Here is a 19469-nt window from a genome sequence, read left to right on the forward strand (position 1 = left end):
AGCCGGCTCCCCGGGGGAGGTGCGTCGTGAAGAAGGGGGCACCTCCCAAGATCCCGGGCCTCGTCTTCGTGCAGCCACTCGGCTCGGGCGGCTACGCCGACGTCTTCCTCTACGAGCAGCAGAGTCCCAGGATGCCGGTGGCCGTCAAGGTGCTCAAGTCCGAGGGCCTGACCGACGCGCTGCGGCAGCAGTTCGTCGAGGAGGCCGACACCATGGCCGCCCTCGGCGACCACCCCTACATCGTCCAGGTCTTCCGGTCCGGCACGTCCGACGACGGCCGCCCCTACCTGGTGATGAAGTACTACCCCCCGCCCAACCTCGCCATGCGGGCGCGGGCAGAGCGGTTCTCGGTCGAGGACGTCCTGCGCACCGGCATCCAGCTCTCGAGCGCGGTCGAGACGGCCCACCGGGCCCACATCACCCACCGCGACATCAAGCCGGCCAACGTGCTCATCAGCGCCTACGGCGCCCCGGGCCTGACCGACTTCGGCATCGCCGGGCGCGGCGCCCGCGAGGGCGACGTCGAGGCCGAGGCCACCGACGACGTCGGCGTCTCCGTGCCCTGGGCCCCGCCGGAGGTCCTCTACGGCCAGAGCAACGGCGACGAGCGCTCCGACGTCTACTCGCTCGCGGCGACCCTGTGGCAGCTGCTCGTCGGGCGTTCGCCCTTCGAGGTCCCCGGGGGCGACAACTCCGCGTACGCGTTGATGCCGCGCATCCGCAGTACCGCGCCGCCGCGCACGGGTCGCCAGGACGTGCCGGCCGGTCTCGAGCGCCTGCTGGCGCAGGCGATGGCGAAGGACCCCGCGCACCGCCCAGCGTCCGCGCTCGAGCTCGCCCGCGCCCTCCAGGCGGTCGAGCAGCAGCAGCGGCTCGCACGCACGCCGATCGTCGTCCTCGACGAGCAGGGTCACACGACCCTCGTCAGCCAGACCCAGGGCTCGCCCACGGGGCGCGGCGGCGACGAGGACGACCGCACCCGCATCAAGGCGCCGCAGACCGTCGTCGCCCAGCCGGCTGCCCCGACACCCCCACCGTCGCCCGCGCCGTCGGTGCTCGACGATGAGACCCGCCGCCGCTCCGACGCCGGCGGTCAGCGCTGGTCGCCGGCCCCGATGCCGAGCCCCACGCGTACGTCAGCCGCTGCGCCGGTGCGGGCGGCCGCCGTCACCGACCTGGTCTCGAGCCCGACCGCGCCGCTGGGCTCCGACACCTCCGACGAAGCCACCGTCCGCCGTGCCGCGAGCACCATTGGCACACAAGCAGATCCGGCCCCCGCACCTTCCCCCGCCCCAGGCCCGGCGATGCCCGTGGTCCTGTGGGGCCTGGTCGTGGGCCTCGTGCTGCTGCTCGGCCTCGTGGTCTTCCTCGTGGTGCGCCCGGGTGCGGACGACCCCGTCACCACCCCGACGCCGAGCGCGACCGTCTCGATGCCAGGCGACGACAGCGCCATCGGCGACGGTGTCTTCGACCAGCCCGTCGTCGAGGCGAACAGCCAGGCCGGCAGGGTGACGTTCACGTGGACCTATCCCAACCGGTCCACGAAGGACACGTACCGCGTTTCCTACGGCCCGACGGCCTCCGACGCAGGGAACCCGGCGCGGGCCAGGACCGTCTCGCTCACGGCGCCGCGCTACACGGTCAAGGCGCCCAAGGGCACGAAGGTGTGCGCGACGGTCGTCGTCGTCCGGTCCGGGCAGGCGTCGCCGGGCGCCCAGCCCCAGTGCGAGACCGCGAGGTGAGCGTCCACCCGTGAGTACGTGGGCGGGTGGACACTCGTCGGGCGAAACGGCAACCTCGACCCAGACACCGGCAAACCACCACAGACTTCCGTAACGTCGCACGGCCGGACATCGTTTGACCACGAGTGCCGGCGGGCGTGCGCACCGACAGGGGACAGGGGACCTGATCGTGATCCACAGCAAGGTGAGCGTCGTGTTCTGCGGCGAGGAGTACTCGGTGTCCCCCGAGACCGGTCTCACCATCGGACGCACCGGCGACGTCGAGGTCGACGACAACCCCTACCTGCACCGCACGTTCCTCGTCGTCTCCTTCGACAACGGCTTCTGGTGGCTGAGCAACACCGGCTCGACGCTCACGGCCACCGTCGCCGACGAGCAGGGCCTCTTCCAGGCCTGGCTCAACCCCGGCGCCAAGATCCCGCTCGCGATGCGCAAGCTCATCGTCTGGTTCACGGCCGGCCCCACCACCTACGACTTCGAGATCCACGTGGCCAGCCCGGCGTTCAAGTCCGTCACGGCCGACGCGCTCACCGACGGGCCCACCGGCGCGTCCGACGACGAGGTGGGCGCGGCCACCGTCGGCCGTGTCTCGCTGACGCCCGACCAGAAGCTGCTCATCGTCGCCCTGTGCGAGCCGTTCCTCCGCAGGCGTGAGGCGGGCACGAGCCAGATACCCTCATCCGCTGCGGCGGCAGAGCGCCTCGGCTGGACCATCACCCGCTTCAACCGCAAGCTCGACAACGTCTGCCAGAAGCTGGCCGACGCCGGCACCCGCGGCCTGCACGGCGGCGTGGGCAAGCTCGCGACCAACCGCAAGGCCCGCCTCGTCGAGCACGCCCTCTCGACCAAGCTCGTCACCGAGGACGACCTCGCCCTCGTCGACGACCGTCGCGACGAGCGGGGCGGCACCGCACCGGACCACACACCACGCACCGAAGAGAACAGGTTCGGCCGTCTGGTCGCGACCGAACAGGGGACCGCATGAGCACCGCCGCCAGCAAGCGACGGATCGGGATCATCTCCACCGTCGTCGTCGCGCTCGTCGCGAGCCTGCTCGTCTGGCTCGCGACGCGCAGCGACGGCGAGATCGTCCGCAAGGCCGACCTCAACGACGGCGGCATCTGGGTGACCAACGCCGAGCAGGCCCGCTACGGCCGCATCAACAAGGCGGCCGGACAGCTCGACGCCGGCGTGCTCTCCGACGGCACCAGCGGGTCGGGTCTCGACGTCTTCCAGGACGGTGCGGCCATCGTCGGCTACTCGCGGGCCACCAACCAGATCGTCCCGATCAACCCCTCCGAGGGCACGCTCGCGGCGGAGCAGTCGATCCTGCTGCCCAAGGCCAGCACCGCGACGGGCAACCGGGTCTTCGCTGCTCCGCTCGTCGACGTGCGCGGCGGCTCGATCGCGATGATCGACCCGGCCAACGGCGAGCTGCGCGCCCAGCGCGTCGACAACCGGTCGGGCATCTCCGGCCTCGACGCCCTCCAGACCCAGGCCAAGCCGCTCGCCAAGGTCGGCGGAAATGCCGCCGTCGCCGTCGGTGTCGACGGCGCCGTCTACGCCCTCTCGGCCGAGAAGGGCACGATCACCGCCCTGCGCCCCGAGGGCGACGGTCTCGGCAAGCCGGCCACGACGTCGCTCGGCTTCACCTCCAAGTCCGCCCAGGTCACGGCCGTCGGCAGCCACTGGGTCGTCTGGGACTCCGCCTCCGGCAAGCTCTACTCCGACGTGCTGCCCGAGCCCCAGCAGCTGTCGGTCGGCAACGTCGAGCCGGGCAACCCGGCATACGCGGCCCTCCAGCAGCCCGGACCCGACGCGAACACCGTCCTCGTCGAGGACGAGTCGGGTCTGACGCAGGTGCCGCTCACCGGTGACAGCCCCACGGTCGGTGGCATCAAGCTGTCGCAGGCGGGCCCCGGGACCAGACTGTTCCTCTCGGCCCCGGTGCGTCTCGCGAGCTGCGTCCACGCCGCCTGGGCCGGGGCGTCCGACGTCTACTACGGCCGCAACTGCGGCTCGCCCACCGACGCTGCCACCGTCGACCTCGGCGCGATGAAGAAGGGCGTGCGCACCGACGGCGTGAAGCTGCGCACCAACCGCGGACTCATCGTGCTCAACGACCTCGACTCCGGCGACGTCTGGGACATCGACCGCAACCGCGTCAAGATCGACAACTGGAACTCGGTCATCCCCCCGCCGCAGACCGACGACCAGAACAAGAAGAAGGACGAGAACCTCGTCGACGACGAGGTGAGCCGTACGCCGCCGAAGGCGCAGCCCGACAACCTGCAGGTGCGCCCCGGCCGCACGTCGACGCTTCACGTGCTCGACAACGACTCCGACTCACAGGGCTCGATCCTCGCCATCGCGCCCGGCGACGTCACCCAGCCCGCGACCCAGGGCATCACCACGAGCGCCGCGGCCGACGGCCAGACCGTCCAGGTCACCGTGCCCGAGGAGGCCCAGGGCACGTTCTCGTTCGACTACACCGTCAACAACGGCACCACGGCCAAGAACGGCCGCGCCACGGCGAAGGTCACCGTCCGCGTCGTCGGCCCCGACGTCAACACGCCGCCGAGGCTGCGCACGGGCCAGGCCAAGCTCGCCCTCGCGAAGTACCCCGTCGTCGCGAGCGGCTCGGTGCGGGTCGGAGTCGTCGCCGACTGGCGTGACGCCGAGAACGACCCGATCCAGGTCTCGGCCGTCGACCCGACGACCACCGGCGTCGACGGCTCAGGCGCCCTGACCATCAAGGCTCAGGCGGCCAAGGGCGACCAGCTCGTCGAGTACGTCGTCGACGACGGCCGGGGCGCCAGCCAGAAGTCGAACGTCACGCTCGACGTGCTGAGCGAGGCCGACTCGAAGGCGGTCGCGCCGAAGACGCAGCCCGACGTGCTGCGTGCCGTGGTCGGCAAGCCGGTGCAGCTGCAACCCCTCGGCAACGACATCGCGGGCGCCGACCCGACCGACCCGCAGGCGCGGATGCGTCTCGCGCAGGCGGTCAAGGGCCCGGGCCAGCTCAAGCTCGACACCAACCTCGACACCAACGTGCTCACGGTCACCGGGCAGACCCCCGGCACCTCGACGATCACGTATGCCGCCCAGGTCGGTTCCGGCGTCAGCGTCGGTCGCATCCGGGTCGACATCGCACCCAACCCCTCGGTCGACCTGCCGCCCGTGGCCTCGCCCGACGCCGCGGTGCTGCGCGGCCAGACGCCGGTCATCGCCGACGTCCTCTCCAACGACTACAGCCCGCGCAGCGACGTCCTCGTCGTCCAGCGCGTCGTCACCGGAGATGCGTGGCTACGCGTCTCGGTGGTGCAGGGCCGCTGGGTCCGCGTCGAGGCCACCGCGCCGCTCGACGGCGACGCCGCCCGGCACGGCAAGGTCACCTACACGATCAGCGACGGCACCAAGACGGCCGTCGGGCAGCTGAGCGTCACCCAGAAGCCCGAGCCCGAGGACAAGGTGCTCCCGACCGTCGTCGACGACGTCGCGACCGTCCGCGTCGGTGACGCGGTGACGATCCCGGTGCTCGACAACGACTCGATGAGCGAGGGCATCCCGCTCAAGCTCGAGCCGGCCGGCGTCAAGGTGCTCTCCGGCGGCGGCCAGGCGTTCGCCTCAGGCACCGTCGTGCGCTACGTCCCCGAGCAGGGGGCCATGACGGGCCCCAAGTCGGCCATCCTCGAGTACGTCACCTACCCCGAGGGCCTGCGGGCGCGCGGAGTGACCGGCCGCGTCAACGTCACGGTCAACCCGCTGCCCGACGCCGTGAAGCTGCCCGACCAGCCGCCGTCGGCGCGCAGCTTCTCGGCCACCGTCACCGCGGGCGACACGCTGTCGATCACGGTGCCGACGAGCGGCGTCGACCCCGACGGCGACCTGACCTTCGTCAGCGGCATCGTCGGCGAGGACGGCAAGGCCGTCGACCTGAAGCTCGGCCGCGTGCTCGGGTTCGGGGCGGCGACCATCCGCTACGAGGCCTACCCGCGCAGCTCCGGCACCGAGGTGATCCGCTACCAGATCCGCGACCGGTTCGGCCTGTCCAGCGAGGGGTTCGTCCGGGTCGGCGTCGTGCAGCCCGGCGACCCGCAGCCGCCGGTCGCCGTCGAGGACGACGTCGTGGCCGCGCCCGGACGCACCGTCCACGCCGACGTGCTGTCCAACGACCTCATCGCCGCCGGTGACTCGGTGTCGTTCGTCGACCTCGCGACTCTCAACGAGCCCGACGTGCTCAAGGACTTCCAGAAGCAGAAGGACGACTCCTTCAAGGTGGTCGCGCCCGAGGACGGCCCGGCGAAGGTGCTGACCTACGGCATCACCAACGGCCTGTTCGACCCTTCGAAGTCGACGCTGACGGTGCGCGGCCAGAAGGACTTCAACAACCCGCCCGTCGCCGTCGACGACACCGGCATCGCCAAGCAGGGTGAGACCTCGATCGTCGTCGACGCCCTCGCCAACGACCGCGACCTCGACGGCGAGCAGTCGAGCCTCAAGATCTCCAAGTTCATCGGCGACGGCGTGACGCGCGAGGGACGCAAGCTGCGCATCCAGCTGCGCGCCCAGGCCCGCGTCGTCCCGTACTTCATCGAGGATGCCGACGGCGCGACGGCGATGGCGCTGATCTACGTGCCGGCCGGCAGCAACGGCTCCCCGTATGCCGTCGACGGCAAGGTCGTGAAGATGGGCGCCGACTCGACGGTCGACGTGCTCCTCGGCGACTACGTCTCCGACCCGCGCGGCGGCAAGGTGAGCCTCACCTCGCCCGACACCGTCTCGACGTCGCCCGAGGAGAACCTCCAGTTCTCCGTCACGTCCGGCACCGAGCTCAAGCTGACGTCGACCAACGGCTACGTGGGACCGGCCGCCCTCATGCTCGAGGTGACCAACGCGACCGGGCCGTCCGACAAGACGGCGCAGGAGGCGTACGTCACGATCCCGGTCCAGATCGGGCCGGACGTGCCGGTGCTGCGCTGCCCCGACCACGAGGTGCGGCTGGTCGCCGACGGCCCCGCGCGCAGCTTCGACATCCCGCGCCTCTGCCACGCGTGGCTGCCCACCGGCATGGACCAGGGCAACGTGCAGTACGAGGCCACGTGGGACCCCGCGATCGACCGCGTCGACCTCAACCAGTCCGGCGCCGGCGGCCGCCAGGTCGTGCTCAAGGCGCAGCCGGCGGCCCAGGCGGGCGCAACCGGCTCGGTCACGGTCAAGGCCAAGGGCGGCGCCGAGTCGTTCAAGATCAAGGTGCGCGTCGTCAGCTCGCCCCCGATCGCGACGCTGCGCCCGGTGCGTATCGAGGGTCTCATCGCCGGCACCAGCCGCACGGTCAACATGGCCCAGTACCTCGACAGCCCCCTCGGCGCACCGCAGTGTGCGATCCAGTCGTCACGGGTGCTCTCCGGCACCGGCGTCAGCGCGACGCAGAGCGGGTGCCGGCTCACGGTGGCGGCCTCCGACAAGGGGCGCGGCGACGCGCGCGTCTCCGTCAGCGTCACCGACGCCCCGGGCCGCCCCGCGGTCACCGGCGAGGTGGCCGTGAGCGTGCGCAGCAAGCCCGACCCGACGGCTGCCCCCGTCGCCGTCGCCGACCGCATCCTCGGCAGCAGCGCCCGGGTCGACTGGCGTCCGCCGGCCTACGACGGTGGTCTGCCCATCCAGGGCTACGAGGTCACGGCCATCGGTCCCGGTGGCGGCACGACGCCCTGCCCCGCGGCGCCCTGCACCATCAAGGGCCTGACCAACGGCCAGGACTACTCCTTCACGGTGCGCAGCAAGAACCCGGTGGGCTGGTCCGACCAGAGCCCGCGCAGCAACACGGTGCGGCCCGACACCAAGCCCAAGGCGACCGCGGTCAGCAGCATCACGCCGGGCGACCGCAAGCTGACGGTGCGCTGGTCCGAGCCGCCCAACGAGGGCAGCCCGGTGCTCAAGTACCGCGTCCAGTGGGTCAACATCGGCGGCAACGCCGGCGCGACGGGCTCTGCCGAGGTGCCGGCCCCCGGCCTGACGAAGGTCATCAGCGGCCTCGTCAACAACGACGCGTACAACGTGCGGGTCCAGGCCTACAACGAAGCCGGCTGGGGTCCCTTCGGACCCGACGTCAAGGCCCAGTCGTTCGGCAAGCCGGCGGCCGTGCCCGCCCCGAGCCTGAGCCCGCGCACCCCGGTGCCCGGCGAGACGAACGCCCAGGTGTCGATCTCCTGGTCGGCGACCGACCCCAACGGCCCCCCGATCACGAGGTACGACGTCTACCGCCGCACCGGGGGCGGGGCGTGGAACCTCATCGCGACCCGCTCGGGCGGCGAGTCGCGGGTCGCGAGCGACACCGTGCCCTACGAGGGCCAGACCGTGCAGTACGTCGTCACCGCGACGAACGGCGGCCCGGCGACGTCCGACAAGGCCAACTTCTCGAGCTACACGGCCAACGGCTACCCGGACACCCCGACGCTGCTCACGGCCACCACGCCGCGCGCCGACAAGACGATCGACATCACCTTCCGCGTCGGCAGCCCGCACGCCGGGGGCTACGACCGCATCCACTGGACGACCGACGGCGTCACGGGCTCGTTCCCGTGCTCGGGCAGCTCCTGCCCGTCGGCAGGCACCACGAGGCCGGTCGACCCGACCTCCCGCACCATCGCGATCCGGGCGTGCAACTCGGCCGGCTACTGCTCGCCGATGTCGAACGCGATCCGGGTCCACCCCTACGGCCCCACCCAGGGCGTCGGCGGCATCAGCCAGACCCACGACGACAACAGCATCACCTTCAGCTGGAACAAGCCGGCGAACAACGGCAACCCCATCGGCGGCTACCGGGTGAGCCGCTCGAACGGCGGCAGCGGCTGCGGGGCCAACCTGGGCCCGAACCAGACGTCGTGCACCGTCTCGGGGCTCGGCTACTCCACGACGATCAGCATCAGCGTCACCCCGTATGCCGACCGGTCCGGTGACGGACCGACGTCGCGGGGGTCGGGCACCACCAACGCGGCCCCGCCGCCGCCGCAGCCGAAGGTGAACTCCGTCTACAAGGCGGGCCCCTGTGGCCCGAGCAACTGCCCCAAGCCCGACGGCACGCAGTGCGGCACCAACTGCAACTTCGTCGGCTACAACCTCGCGAACTACCAGGGCAACATCGTCTGCAGCCTCGACAGCAGCAGCGGTGCCTGGAGCACGCGCGACGACGGCATCGCCGGGCGCCACAACCCGGTCAACGGTGCCAACACCTCCGGCAAGTTCTTCGGGTTCCCGTCCGGCTGGGTGAGCGTGCGATGCACGGGGTCCAACGGGTCCGACTCGGCCAGCCGAAACCCCTGGGGGTAAGGGCCGGCTCCTCCGCTCAGCCGCTCCACCCCGACGCAAGACCAGCGACCGACCGACGAACCACCGATCGACGAACCACCGACCGACGAGCCACACGGCATACCCAAGCCTTTCGCAAGAACCGACAGGAGAACGACAGCCATGACGGCCACCCCGACAACCACCCGCGTCACCCAGGAGCAGGTGACGTGGTTCGCCCACACGTTCGACCAGCTCGTGGGCAACATCGAGAAGGCCGTCCTCGGCAAGCAGCACGTGACGCGCCTCGCGCTCACCTGCCTGCTCTCCGAGGGCCACATGCTCCTCGAGGACTTCCCCGGCACCGGCAAGACGCAGCTGGCCCGGGCGCTGTCGGCCACGGTGCAGGGCACGCACAGCCGCATCCAGTTCACGCCCGACCTGCTGCCGTCCGACGTCACCGGCGTGACGATCTACGAGCCGACGAAGCAGGCCTTCGAGTTCCACCCCGGGCCGATCTTCGCGACGATCGTGCTCGCCGACGAGATCAACCGCGCCTCGCCGAAGACGCAGTCGGCGCTGCTCGAGGTCATGGAGGAGGGCCGCGTCACCATCGACGGCAAGCCGCACTCGGTCGGCGAGCCGTTCATGGTGATCGCGACGCAGAACCCCATCGAGCAGGCCGGCACCTACCGCCTGCCCGAGGCGCAGCTCGACCGCTTCCTCATGAAGGCGAGCGTGGGCTACCCCGACCACGAGGCGACGATCGCGGTCCTCGCCGACGCGAAGACGCGTGACCGCGCCAAGACGCTCAGCCCGCTGATCGCGAGCAACGTCATCGTCGAGATGAGCAAGCTCGCCGACGAGGTGCACGTCGACCCGGCGATCCTCGGCTACGTCAGCCGCATCGCCGAGGAGTCGCGCCGCCACCCCTCGCTCAAGCTCGGCCTCTCGGTCCGGGGCTGCCTCGCCTACGTGCGCTGCGCGAAGACGTGGGCCGCGAGCCAGGGGCGCACGCACGTCATCCCCGACGACATCAAGCTGCTCGCCGAGCCGGTGCTCAGCCATCGCCTGCTGCTCAATGCCGAGGCCCAGTTCGCCGGCACGACCGTCGAGGCGGTCGTCGACCAGATCCTCGGCGACATCGCGCCGCCGGCCGAGCGCGCCTCCTGACCGCGACCCGCGTCCGCATCCGCGGGCGCGGCAGCACGACAGCACAGGGAACCAAGGGGAGAGCATGACCCAGCAGGACCAGGAAGGGACGTCGCGCGGCGGCCGTCGCTTCCGTATGCCGTCCCGTCGCGCAGCGGCGGCACCCGCCGTCGCTGGTGCGCCGGCGTCGGCGGTGCCCGGCCGCACGGGCGGTCGGGCGCACGGCACCTCCGGCACCTCGGGCACGACGAGCCGCGGCATCCGTCAGGTCACCGCGCCCATCACCCGCTCGATCGAGCAGGTGGCGGGGCAGACCGAGGGCGTGTGGCGCCCGGTCGCGCGGGTGCTGCGCTGGGTCTCGCCGCTGGGGTGGACCATCCTCGCCCTCGGCGTCGTGTGCTGGGTCGTCGGCGTCCACTGGGTCTGGACCGAGCTGCTCATGGTGGCCGGGGCCGCCCTGCTGCTGTTCGCGATCTGCTTCCTGCTGGCCCTCGGTCGCACCAAGGTGCGCATCCTCGCCGAGGTCGACCCGCGCCGGGTCGTCGTCGGTGAGCCGGCGACGGGTCGCATCCTCGTCACGAACGAGGCCCGCACGCCGATGCTGCCGATCCTCGTCGAGCTGCCCGTGGGCCTGTCGGCGGCGCGCTTCGTGCTGCCGGCCCTGACGCCCGGCAACCAGCACGAGGAGCTCTTCGTCGTGCCGACCTCCCGACGAGGGGTCATCCAGGTGGGCCCGGCCACGACCGTGCAGGGCGACCCGCTCGGCCTCATGCGCCGCACCCTGACGTGGACCGAGCGCACCGAGCTGTTCGTCCACCCTCGCACCGTCGCGCTCGAGTCGCTGGGTGCGGGCCTGCTGCGCGACCTCGAGGGAAGCACCACCGAGGACGTCTCGATGAGCGACCTCGCCTTCCACGCGCTGCGCGAGTACCAGCCGGGTGACGACCGCCGCTACATCCACTGGCGCAGCTCGGCCAAGGCCGGCAAGCTGCTCGTCCGCCAGTTCCTCGACACGAGGCGCTCGCACGTGACGATCATCGTCGACCCCGACCCCGAGCAGTACCGCTCCGGCCACGGCAGGACGGGCCGCACCGACCGCGACGTCGAGCGTGACGTCATGGCGGCCAACGCGCCGACGGCGATCCAGGCCGACGTCGAGACCGCGATCTCGGTCGGCAGCTCGATCATGGTCCGGGTCATGCTCGACGAGCAGGACTGCACGATCGTCTGCGGCCGTCAGAAGGTCACCAAGTCGGTGCCCCAGGTCGGCCTCGACGCGATGTCACGGGTCGAGCCCGGACCGGTCGACCTGTTCACGCTCTCGCTCGACGCCGCCGACCTCGCGCCCGACACCAGCACGTGCTTCCTCGTCACCGGTCCACACCGGCCGTTCATCGAGCTGCAGCGCGCGGCCGGGCAGTTCCCGCCCGAGGTCACCCGCGTCGTCGTGGTCGTCGACCCGCAGGCCCGGCACGGCATCCGCCGCGGCGGTGGGCTCGTCATCCTCATGCTGAGCTCGCTCGACGAGCTCCGCACGCTTCTCGTCTCAGGGGTGGCCCGATGAGCTCGAACCCGTCGATCCCCGCCCCCCCGCCGTCGGCGCTGGTCAAGCCGCCGACGGCGCGCGAGCGCCTGGCCGGGCAGCTGGTCAGGCTGCGGCCCACCGCGCCACACCTCGTCGACGCAGGCTTCACCGTCGTCCTCGTGGGCCTTGCCCTCGTCGGCTTCCGCACCACCTTCTTCGGGCTCGGCTGGCTCTGGGTCGGGCTCGCCGGCCTGTTCGTCGGGCTGCTGCTCAGCCACGTCACGGCCGCCTACCGGGCACTCGGTGTCGTGACCCTGCTCGCCGTGGCAGCGGCATACCTGCTCCTCGGTGGGCCGGTCGCGACGCGCGAGGACCTCGTCGCCGGCTTCATCCCCTCCGGCGCCACGTTCGCGACGCTCGTGCACATGGCCGTCCCGGGCTGGAAGGAGCTGTTGACGGCGCTGCCGCCGGTCGACTCGGAGGGCCCCTACATGGCCCTGCCGTTCCTCTTCACGCTCGTCGGCGCCGCGCTCACGTACGGCGTCGCGCGCCGCTGGAACGGCGCCGTCACCGCGCTCGTCGCGCCGGTGCTGCTCCTCGTCGCCTCGATCATCCTCGGCACCAAGAGCCCCGCCGCGCTGCTGCTCCAGGGCGGCCTGTTCGCGCTCGTCGCCATCGGCTGGACGGCCCTGCGCAGCAACCGCAACCGCCCCGCCCTGCAGAACGGCGCCGGCCGCACGACCCGCGCGGTCACCACGGCGGCCCTGCTGGCCGTGGCCACGGTCGGTGGCTTCTTCGTCGGCCCGCACCTACCCGGTGCCGGCGGCGCCGACCGCACCGTCCTGCGCGCCGGTCTCGTGCCGCCCTTCGACGTGTCCCAGTACGCCTCGCCCCTGGCCGGCTACCGCAAGTACACCGAGCCCAACAGCGCCGAGCTCTACGACAAGACGCTCCTCACCGTCCGGGGGCTGCCGAAGGGCGTCCCGGTGCGCTTCGCCGCGCTCGACTCCTACGACGACTTCGTCTGGGGCGCGGGCAACGTGGCGAACCTCGGCTCGGGCGACGACCCGGGCGGCACGAGCTTCCGCAAGGTCGGCAGCCACATCGCCAGCGACGCCGCGGGCGACGAGGTCACCGCGACCGTGTCGGTGCCCGCCGGCGGCTACGACGACGTGTGGCTGCCCACGTTCGGCACGGTGACGGGCCTCGAGTTCGGTGGCTCCCGCGGAGACGAGCTCGCCGACGACCTGCGCTTCAACGTCGACACCAACACCGGTGTGATGCCCGAGAAGCTCGCGGCCGGCGACACCTACACGGTCACCGCACTGACGCAGAGGGTCGACGACGCCCTGCCCAAGACCGTCGACGTCGCCGACGGCACCGTCGTCGACAGCCAGAACCTCACCTTCATCGACGACAAGATCACGCCGTGGACCGAGCGCGTCGACAGCCAGTGGGACAAGGTCGTCGCGGTCGCCAAGGCCATGCAGGACGGCGCCTACACCGACGGTGGCGCGCCAGGCGACTACCAGAACGTCTTCCTGCCCGGCCACAGCCTGCGCCGCATGACCCAGTTCATGAAGGCGACCCAGCTCGCGGGCAACGACGAGCAGTACGCCGCCGGCCTGGCCCTCGCGGCCAACCGGCTCGGCGTACCGGCGCGGGTGGTGCTGGGCGGCGAGCCCGACGCCACCGGTGCGATCAAGGGCAAGGACGTCCACGCGTGGGTCGAGGTCGCCCGCACCGACGGGTCGTGGCAGCCGATCTACTGGAAGCAGTTCATCCCGGAGCACAACAAGAAGCCCCAGCAGCTGATCCAGAAGTCCGAGGAGAAGAAGACCGGCGCCCAGGTGCCGCCTCCCGCGGCGAACAACCCGCCGAGCGTGCTCCAGGGCCCCGACCAGGCGCAGAACGCGACCCAGCTGAAGAACCCGCCCAAGGACGACAAGAACCCCCTCGACCCCGACAACTGGCCCGACTGGCTGCGCTACCTGTTCTTCTTCCTCGTGGTCCCGGCGCTGGTGCTGCTCCTCGTCTACGCCGCGATCCGCTTCGCGAAGTGGCTGCGCCGCCGCCGTCGTCGCACGACGGGGGCGACCGCGCGCCGGGTCAGCGGTGGCTGGCGTGAGGTCGTCGACACCGCTCGCGACCTGCGGATGCCGCTGCCGGTCAAGGGAACCCGTCTCGAGCAGGCCCGCGCCCTCGAGGAGCACGTCTTCGGCCCGCCGCCCGAGAAGCCGAGCGCCGTCGTCGACGGTGCCCTCATGGGCGCGCCCGTCCGGGTCCCGACGTCCGTGTCCGAGACGACCGATCCGGGCCGCACCGAACCGCTGGGGGGCAACACCCCGTCGACCCAGCCCGTGCCCGTGGCTGCGCCGACGCTGGCCCTCGTGCCGCTCGCGACCGCGGCCAACGGGCACGTCTTCGACATCGCCGAGCCCACGCCCGACGAGGTCGAGGCGTTCTGGGCCGACGTCGAGACGGCGCGCAAGCGCATCCGGGCCGGGCAGGGGTTCTGGCAGAAGCTGCGCGGCGACGTCTCGCTGCGCACGTTCCGCGACCACCTGCCGACCGGCGCGGGACTCGGGCCGTCGCTGGCCCGCTCGTCGCGGCGCCAGGGCAAGCCGCAGCCGAGCCGTCGCGGCAAGCCGACGAAGGTCGGCATCGGCACGACAGCGCCCACCGAGACGCGGGCGAGCCGGCGCAGCTCCGGCACCCGCACGAACAGCCGTGGCGAGAAGGGTGACGCGTGAAGCTCAAGTTCGTCCTCCGGTCGGGCGACCGGGAGACCGACCTCGTCGCGACCACCGACTCGGCGACGACCGTCGGAGACCTGGCCGCCTACCTGGCGGCCGCCGACCCGAACCGTTCGAGCGTCCTCGGGGTCGACGCCGCGATGACGCTCGCGCTCGTCGACCAGGACCTGCGTGGGCTCGACCCGCGGGCCACGGTCGCCGAGAGCGGGCTCCAGTCAGGCATGCGCGTGTCGGTGACGCGCGCCGGCGAGGGGTTCGTCGACCGCGGTCGCCCCGCCGCCGTCGCCTACATCCGGTCAGGCCCCGACGCCGGCAAGGAGTTCGCCCTCGCCCGCGGCACGGCGTACGTCGGCCGCGGGCGCGGCTGCGAGGTCCAGCTCGGCGACGAGTCCGTGTCGCGCAAGCACGCCAAGCTCGTCATCCAGGAGGTCGTCGAGGTCGTCGACCTCGGCTCGGCCAACGGCATCACCGCCGGCGGCCAGCAGGTGACCCGCGCCCACCTCAAGAGCGGCGACGTCGTGCGCCTCGGCGACACCGAGCTCGAGGTGCACGTGCAGGGCGAGGGCGTCGTCAGCCGCCCCGGCAGCGGGGTCCTCTCCGGCGACGCCGGCACGGTGGCGTTCTCGCGCTCACCCCGCATCGCGCCCCTGTTCAAGGGCCAGGAGTTCCAGGTCCCCGACCTCCCCGAACGCGGCAAGATCCAGCCGATGCCGCTCGTGGCGATGGTCGTGCCGCTGCTCATGGGTGTCGTGATGTACCTCATCACCCGCAGCGCCTTCTCGATCATCTTCATGCTGATGATGCCGATGATGATGGCCGGCACGTACTACGAGGCACGGCGCCAGCAGAAGAAGGACTTCGCCCAGGCGATGGAGGACTTCAAGGAGGACCTCGGCCTGCTCTCGCAGCGCATCCGCGGCTCGCTCGAGGCCGAGGGCCACGTCCGCCGGGGCGAGCACCCCAGCGGCGCCGAGTGCCTCGTCGCGGTCCGCGACCGCAGCGCCCTGCTCTGGACCCGCCGCCGTGACGTGCCCGGCTACGCCGAGCTGCGGCTCGGCCTCGGCACTCTCGCCTCGCGCTCGTCGATCAAGATGCCGGCCGTGGGGCGGTCCAAGGCCGAGGCCTGGTTCGAGGTGTCCGAGCAGCTGCGCGGCCTCGAGGTCGTGCACGACGTGCCCGTCGTCGCGGCGCCCTTGTCCGTCGGCGCGATCGGCGTCGCGGGCCAGCGGGCCAACGCGCTGGGCGCCGCACGCTCGGTCGTGCTCCAGACGGCCGCCCTGCACTCCCCGGCCGAGCTCGCGGTCTGCGCGTTCGCGTCGGGCAGCTCGGCCCGCGACTGGGACTTCCTCAAGTGGCTGCCCCACACCACCTCGCCGCACAGCCCCGTCGGCACCGGGCACCTCGCCGCGAGCGCGCCGGCCTGCTCCGCGCTCGCCGACGCGCTCGAGGACATCGTCGAGTCCAAGGGCTCCCCGAGCGAGCAGGAGGCGGCCACCGCCTCGCGCCCGACCGTCCTCGTGCTCGTCGAGGGCGACGCCCCCATCGACCGCAGCCGGCTCGTCGCGATCGCGGAGCGGGGTCACCGGCACGGCATCCTCGTGGTGTGGGTCGCCGAGACGCAGCAGCTGCTCCCCGCCGCCTGCCACACCTTCCTCGTCGTCAGCGACGACGAGAGCTCGCTCGCCGGCTTCGTCCAGACCGGTGAGCAGGTGCAGCCGGTCGCGGTCGACCGCATCGGCTACGACGAGGCGATGGCCTGCGCCCGCATGCTCGCGCCGGTCGTCGACGCCGGAGTGCCCGTCGACGACGCGAGTGACCTGCCGCGTGCCGTCTCGCTGCTCACCCTCGCCGGCACCGACCTCGCCAGCTCCGAGCAGGCGGTCATCGAGAAGTGGGGCGAGTCGCGCTCGATCCTCACCGGCCCGTACGCCCCGGCCGTGCTGCCACGCAAGCCCGGCAACCTGCGCGCCATCGTCGGCCAGTCGAGCCAGGGCACGTTCTCCGTCGACATCCGCACCGACGGCCCGCACGCGCTCGTCGGTGGCACCACGGGTGCCGGCAAGTCCGAGCTGCTGCAGGCGTGGATCCTCGGCATGGCGTCAGCCCACTCGCCGCAGCGGGTGACGTTCCTGCTCGTCGACTACAAGGGCGGGTCGGCCTTCCGCGACTGCGTCAAGCTGCCGCACACCGTCGGCCTCGTCACCGATCTCTCGCCGCACCTCGTGCGCCGTGCCCTGGCGTCGCTCGCCGCCGAGCTCCACTACCGCGAGCACCTCCTCGCGCGGCACAAGGCCAAGGACCTCGTCGAGCTCGAGCGGCGCGGCGAGGTCGAGGCCCCGCCGTCGCTCATCATCGTGGTCGACGAGTTCGCCGCGCTCGTCCAGGAGGTGCCCGAGTTCGTCGACGGCGTCGTCAACGTCGCGCAGCGCGGCCGCTCGCTCGGTCTGCACCTCATCCTCGCGACGCAGCGCCCGGCGGGTGTCATCAAGGACAACCTCCGCGCCAACACCAACCTGCGCATGGCGCTGCGCATGGCCGACGAGAACGACTCCGACGACGTGCTCGGCAGCAAGGAGGCCGCGTTCTTCGACCCGGCGCTGCCCGGTCGCGCGGTGTCCAAGACCGGCCCCGGCCGGCTCGTCCCCTTCCAGACGGGGTATGCCGGCGGGTGGACCTCCGACGTGCCACCGCCCCCGGACATGAAGGTCGAGACGCTCACCTTCGGCGCGGGCGTCGAGTGGGAGCCGCCGCGCGCCGAGGGCAGCGACGACGCCGTCGACCTCGGCCCGACCGACATCCAGCGCCTCGTCGGAAGCCTGGGCCGTGCCGCCCGGCTGGCCGAGCTGCCCAAGCCGCGCAAGCCCTGGCTGCCCGACATGCGCCCCGTCTACGACCTCGCAACGCTGCCGACGCAGCGCCGTGACGACGAGCTCGTCTTCGGCATCGCCGACGACCCCGACAACCAGGCCCAGCCCGAGGTCGCGTTTCGCCCCGACAAGGAGGGCAACATCGCGATCTACGGAACCTCCGGCTCCGGCAAGTCGGTGTTCCTGCGCTCGATGGCGGTCGCGGCGGGCTACACGGTGCGCGGCGGGCCGTGCCATGTCTACGGGCTCGACTTCGGCAACCGCGGTCTCGCGATGCTCGAGACGCTGCCGCACGTCGGTTCGATCGTGCCGGGCGGCGACCACGAGCGCGTCACGCGTCTGCTGCGCATGCTGCGCACCACGATCGACGAGCGGGCCTCCCGCTACTCGGCCGTGAGCGCCGCGACGATCACCGACTACCGCCGTCTCTCGGGCCGCGCCGACGAGCCACGCATCATCGTGCTCATCGACGGCATGACGGCGTTCCGGCAGGCCTACGAGGTGGGCGGCCGCTTCCAGTGGCTCGACCTGCTCGCCGGGCTCGCGGCCGACGGTCGCCCGGTCGGCGTGCACTTCATCATCGCCAGCGACCAGCGCACCGGCCTGCCGACCAACCTGGCCGCCGCCGTCCAGGGCCGCGTCATCCTGCGCATGAGCAACCTCGACGACTACTCCGTCTTCGGTGTACCGGGCGACGTCCTGACCATGGCCTCGCCGCCCGGGCGCGGCCTCATGTCGGGCTCCGAGGTGCAGGTCGCGGTGCTCGGCGGCTCGTCCGACGTCACCCTCCAGGCCGCTGCGATCGAGGCCTTCGCCGATGCCACCCGCAAGGCCGGAGTCAGTCAGGCCCCGCCCATCGAGAGCCTCGCCGAGGAGATCCCGCTCGGTGACCTGCCGGCGGAGCTCGGCGGCAGACCAGTCGTCGGCGTCGCCTCCAGCTCCCTCGAACCGCACGGCTTCGACCCGAAGGGCACGTTCATCATCACCGGCCCCTCCGGCTCGGGTCGCACGACGGCCGTGGCAGCCACCGCGGCCGCACTCTTCCGGTTCAGCTCCGCCTCGGCGCTCTACCTCATGACCCCGCGCCGCAGCTCCGAGCTGCTCGACCTCGGCATCTGGACCGAGACCGCCGTCGGCAGCGGGCCGACCTCGGCGCTCGCGACGCGGCTCGCCCAGGAGATCGACGAGGGCCGCATCACGCGGCCGGTCGCGGTCTTCGTCGAGCGCATCGACGACCTGGCACCCTCGGGGGCCGAGAACTCCCTGACCACCCTCGCCAAGGCCTGCGTCGACAACGACCAGCTCGTCGTCGCCGAGGGCGAGGCGGCGTTCTTCAGCAGCAACTTCGGCCTGCAGGCCCTGCTCAAGACGTCGCGCTCCGGTCTCGCGCTGCACCCCGACGGCAACGAGGGACTCTCGGTGTTCAAGGCCAACCTGCCCGCTCTCAACCGCGCCGAGCTGCCCCCGGGCCGCGGGTTCGTCATCGAGAAGGGCAAGTTCGAGCTGCTCCAGGTGGCCAGGCCGTGAGGACCGTGACGACACCGAGAGCACTGCGGCACAGGGCAGCTGGCGGTGCCACACGGCATACGGCCGCGGTGCCTCCGAGACCGGGGAGGTCATGGGGAGTGCTCCCCATCGACACCCCACGGGGGCTCACATAGGTTCAGGCATGTCGACGAAAGCCGCCCATCGGGAGCAACCACGCGAACGGGTGGCCGGGTCGAGGAGGAGAACGACGCGGGCCTGAACGGTTGGTCCGGAAGAGGAACTTCCCGAATCAGTCGGGGGAACACAGGCAAAGGAGAAGGTCATGGCTTGGCTCGGAATGAACGACGATGAGGTCAACGCCCAGGGCAACGTCCTGCAGCAGCAGGCGGAGGCCATCCAGAAGCTCATCACGAAGGTCGACCAGGAGGTCGAGTCGCTCAAGCAGAACTGGCAGGGTGACGACTCCAAGCAGTTCGAGCAGGAGTGGACCGGCACGCACCGTCCCGAGCTCCAGAAGGCCCAGAAGCTGCTCACCGAGATGAAGTCGACGATCGACCGCGAGGTCCAGCAGCAGCGCTCGACCTCGTCGCAGTACTGATCGACACCCGTCGACGAGCTCGTCCCACACCAGACCGACCACACGCAGACTTCT

At 71.7% G+C, this 19469-nt stretch carries 8 protein-coding genes; all 8 read left to right on the forward strand.

All coding sequences use genetic code 11. From position 1 onward, the window contains the following. The first annotated feature begins 26 nt into the window (after positions 1-26). Positions 27-1742: a serine/threonine-protein kinase gene (locus tag ACFQ2V_RS12415; protein ID WP_386053007.1), complete on the forward strand. Its 1716-nt coding sequence runs from the start codon at positions 27-29 to the stop codon at positions 1740-1742. Positions 1743-1911: 169 nt separating this feature from the next. Then, positions 1912-2727: a hypothetical protein gene (locus ACFQ2V_RS12420; RefSeq protein WP_386053008.1), complete on the forward strand. Its 816-nt coding sequence runs from the start codon at positions 1912-1914 to the stop codon at positions 2725-2727. Then, positions 2724-9071: an Ig-like domain-containing protein gene (locus tag ACFQ2V_RS12425; protein WP_386053009.1), complete on the forward strand. Its 6348-nt coding sequence runs from the start codon at positions 2724-2726 to the stop codon at positions 9069-9071. The genes ACFQ2V_RS12420 and ACFQ2V_RS12425 overlap by 4 nt, the downstream gene beginning before the upstream one ends. Before the next feature lie 141 nt (positions 9072-9212). Further along, positions 9213-10202, forward strand: a complete 990-nt coding sequence (locus ACFQ2V_RS12430) for an AAA family ATPase (RefSeq protein ID WP_386053010.1) — start codon at positions 9213-9215, stop codon at positions 10200-10202. Positions 10203-10266: 64 nt separating this feature from the next. Next, on the forward strand, positions 10267-11745 hold the full coding sequence (locus ACFQ2V_RS12435) for a DUF58 domain-containing protein (RefSeq protein WP_386053011.1): 1479 nt from the start codon (positions 10267-10269) through the stop codon (positions 11743-11745). Beyond that, positions 11742-14459: a DUF3488 and transglutaminase-like domain-containing protein gene (locus ACFQ2V_RS12440; protein ID WP_386053012.1), complete on the forward strand. Its 2718-nt coding sequence runs from the start codon at positions 11742-11744 to the stop codon at positions 14457-14459. The genes ACFQ2V_RS12435 and ACFQ2V_RS12440 overlap by 4 nt, the downstream gene beginning before the upstream one ends. After that, entirely contained in the window at positions 14456-18856 is a 4401-nt protein-coding gene (locus tag ACFQ2V_RS12445) for an FtsK/SpoIIIE domain-containing protein (protein WP_386053013.1), read from the forward strand. Before ACFQ2V_RS12440 ends, ACFQ2V_RS12445 begins: the two co-directional genes overlap by 4 nt. Before the next feature lie 283 nt (positions 18857-19139). Beyond that, complete coding sequence (locus tag ACFQ2V_RS12450) at positions 19140-19415, forward strand: WXG100 family type VII secretion target (RefSeq protein ID WP_082080755.1); 276 nt, start codon at positions 19140-19142, stop codon at positions 19413-19415. Positions 19416-19469: the final 54 nt, after the last annotated feature.

Origin of the sequence: Terrabacter terrigena (genome assembly GCF_042676085.1) — a bacterium.
GTDB lineage: Bacteria > Actinomycetota > Actinomycetes > Actinomycetales > Dermatophilaceae > Terrabacter > Terrabacter terrigena.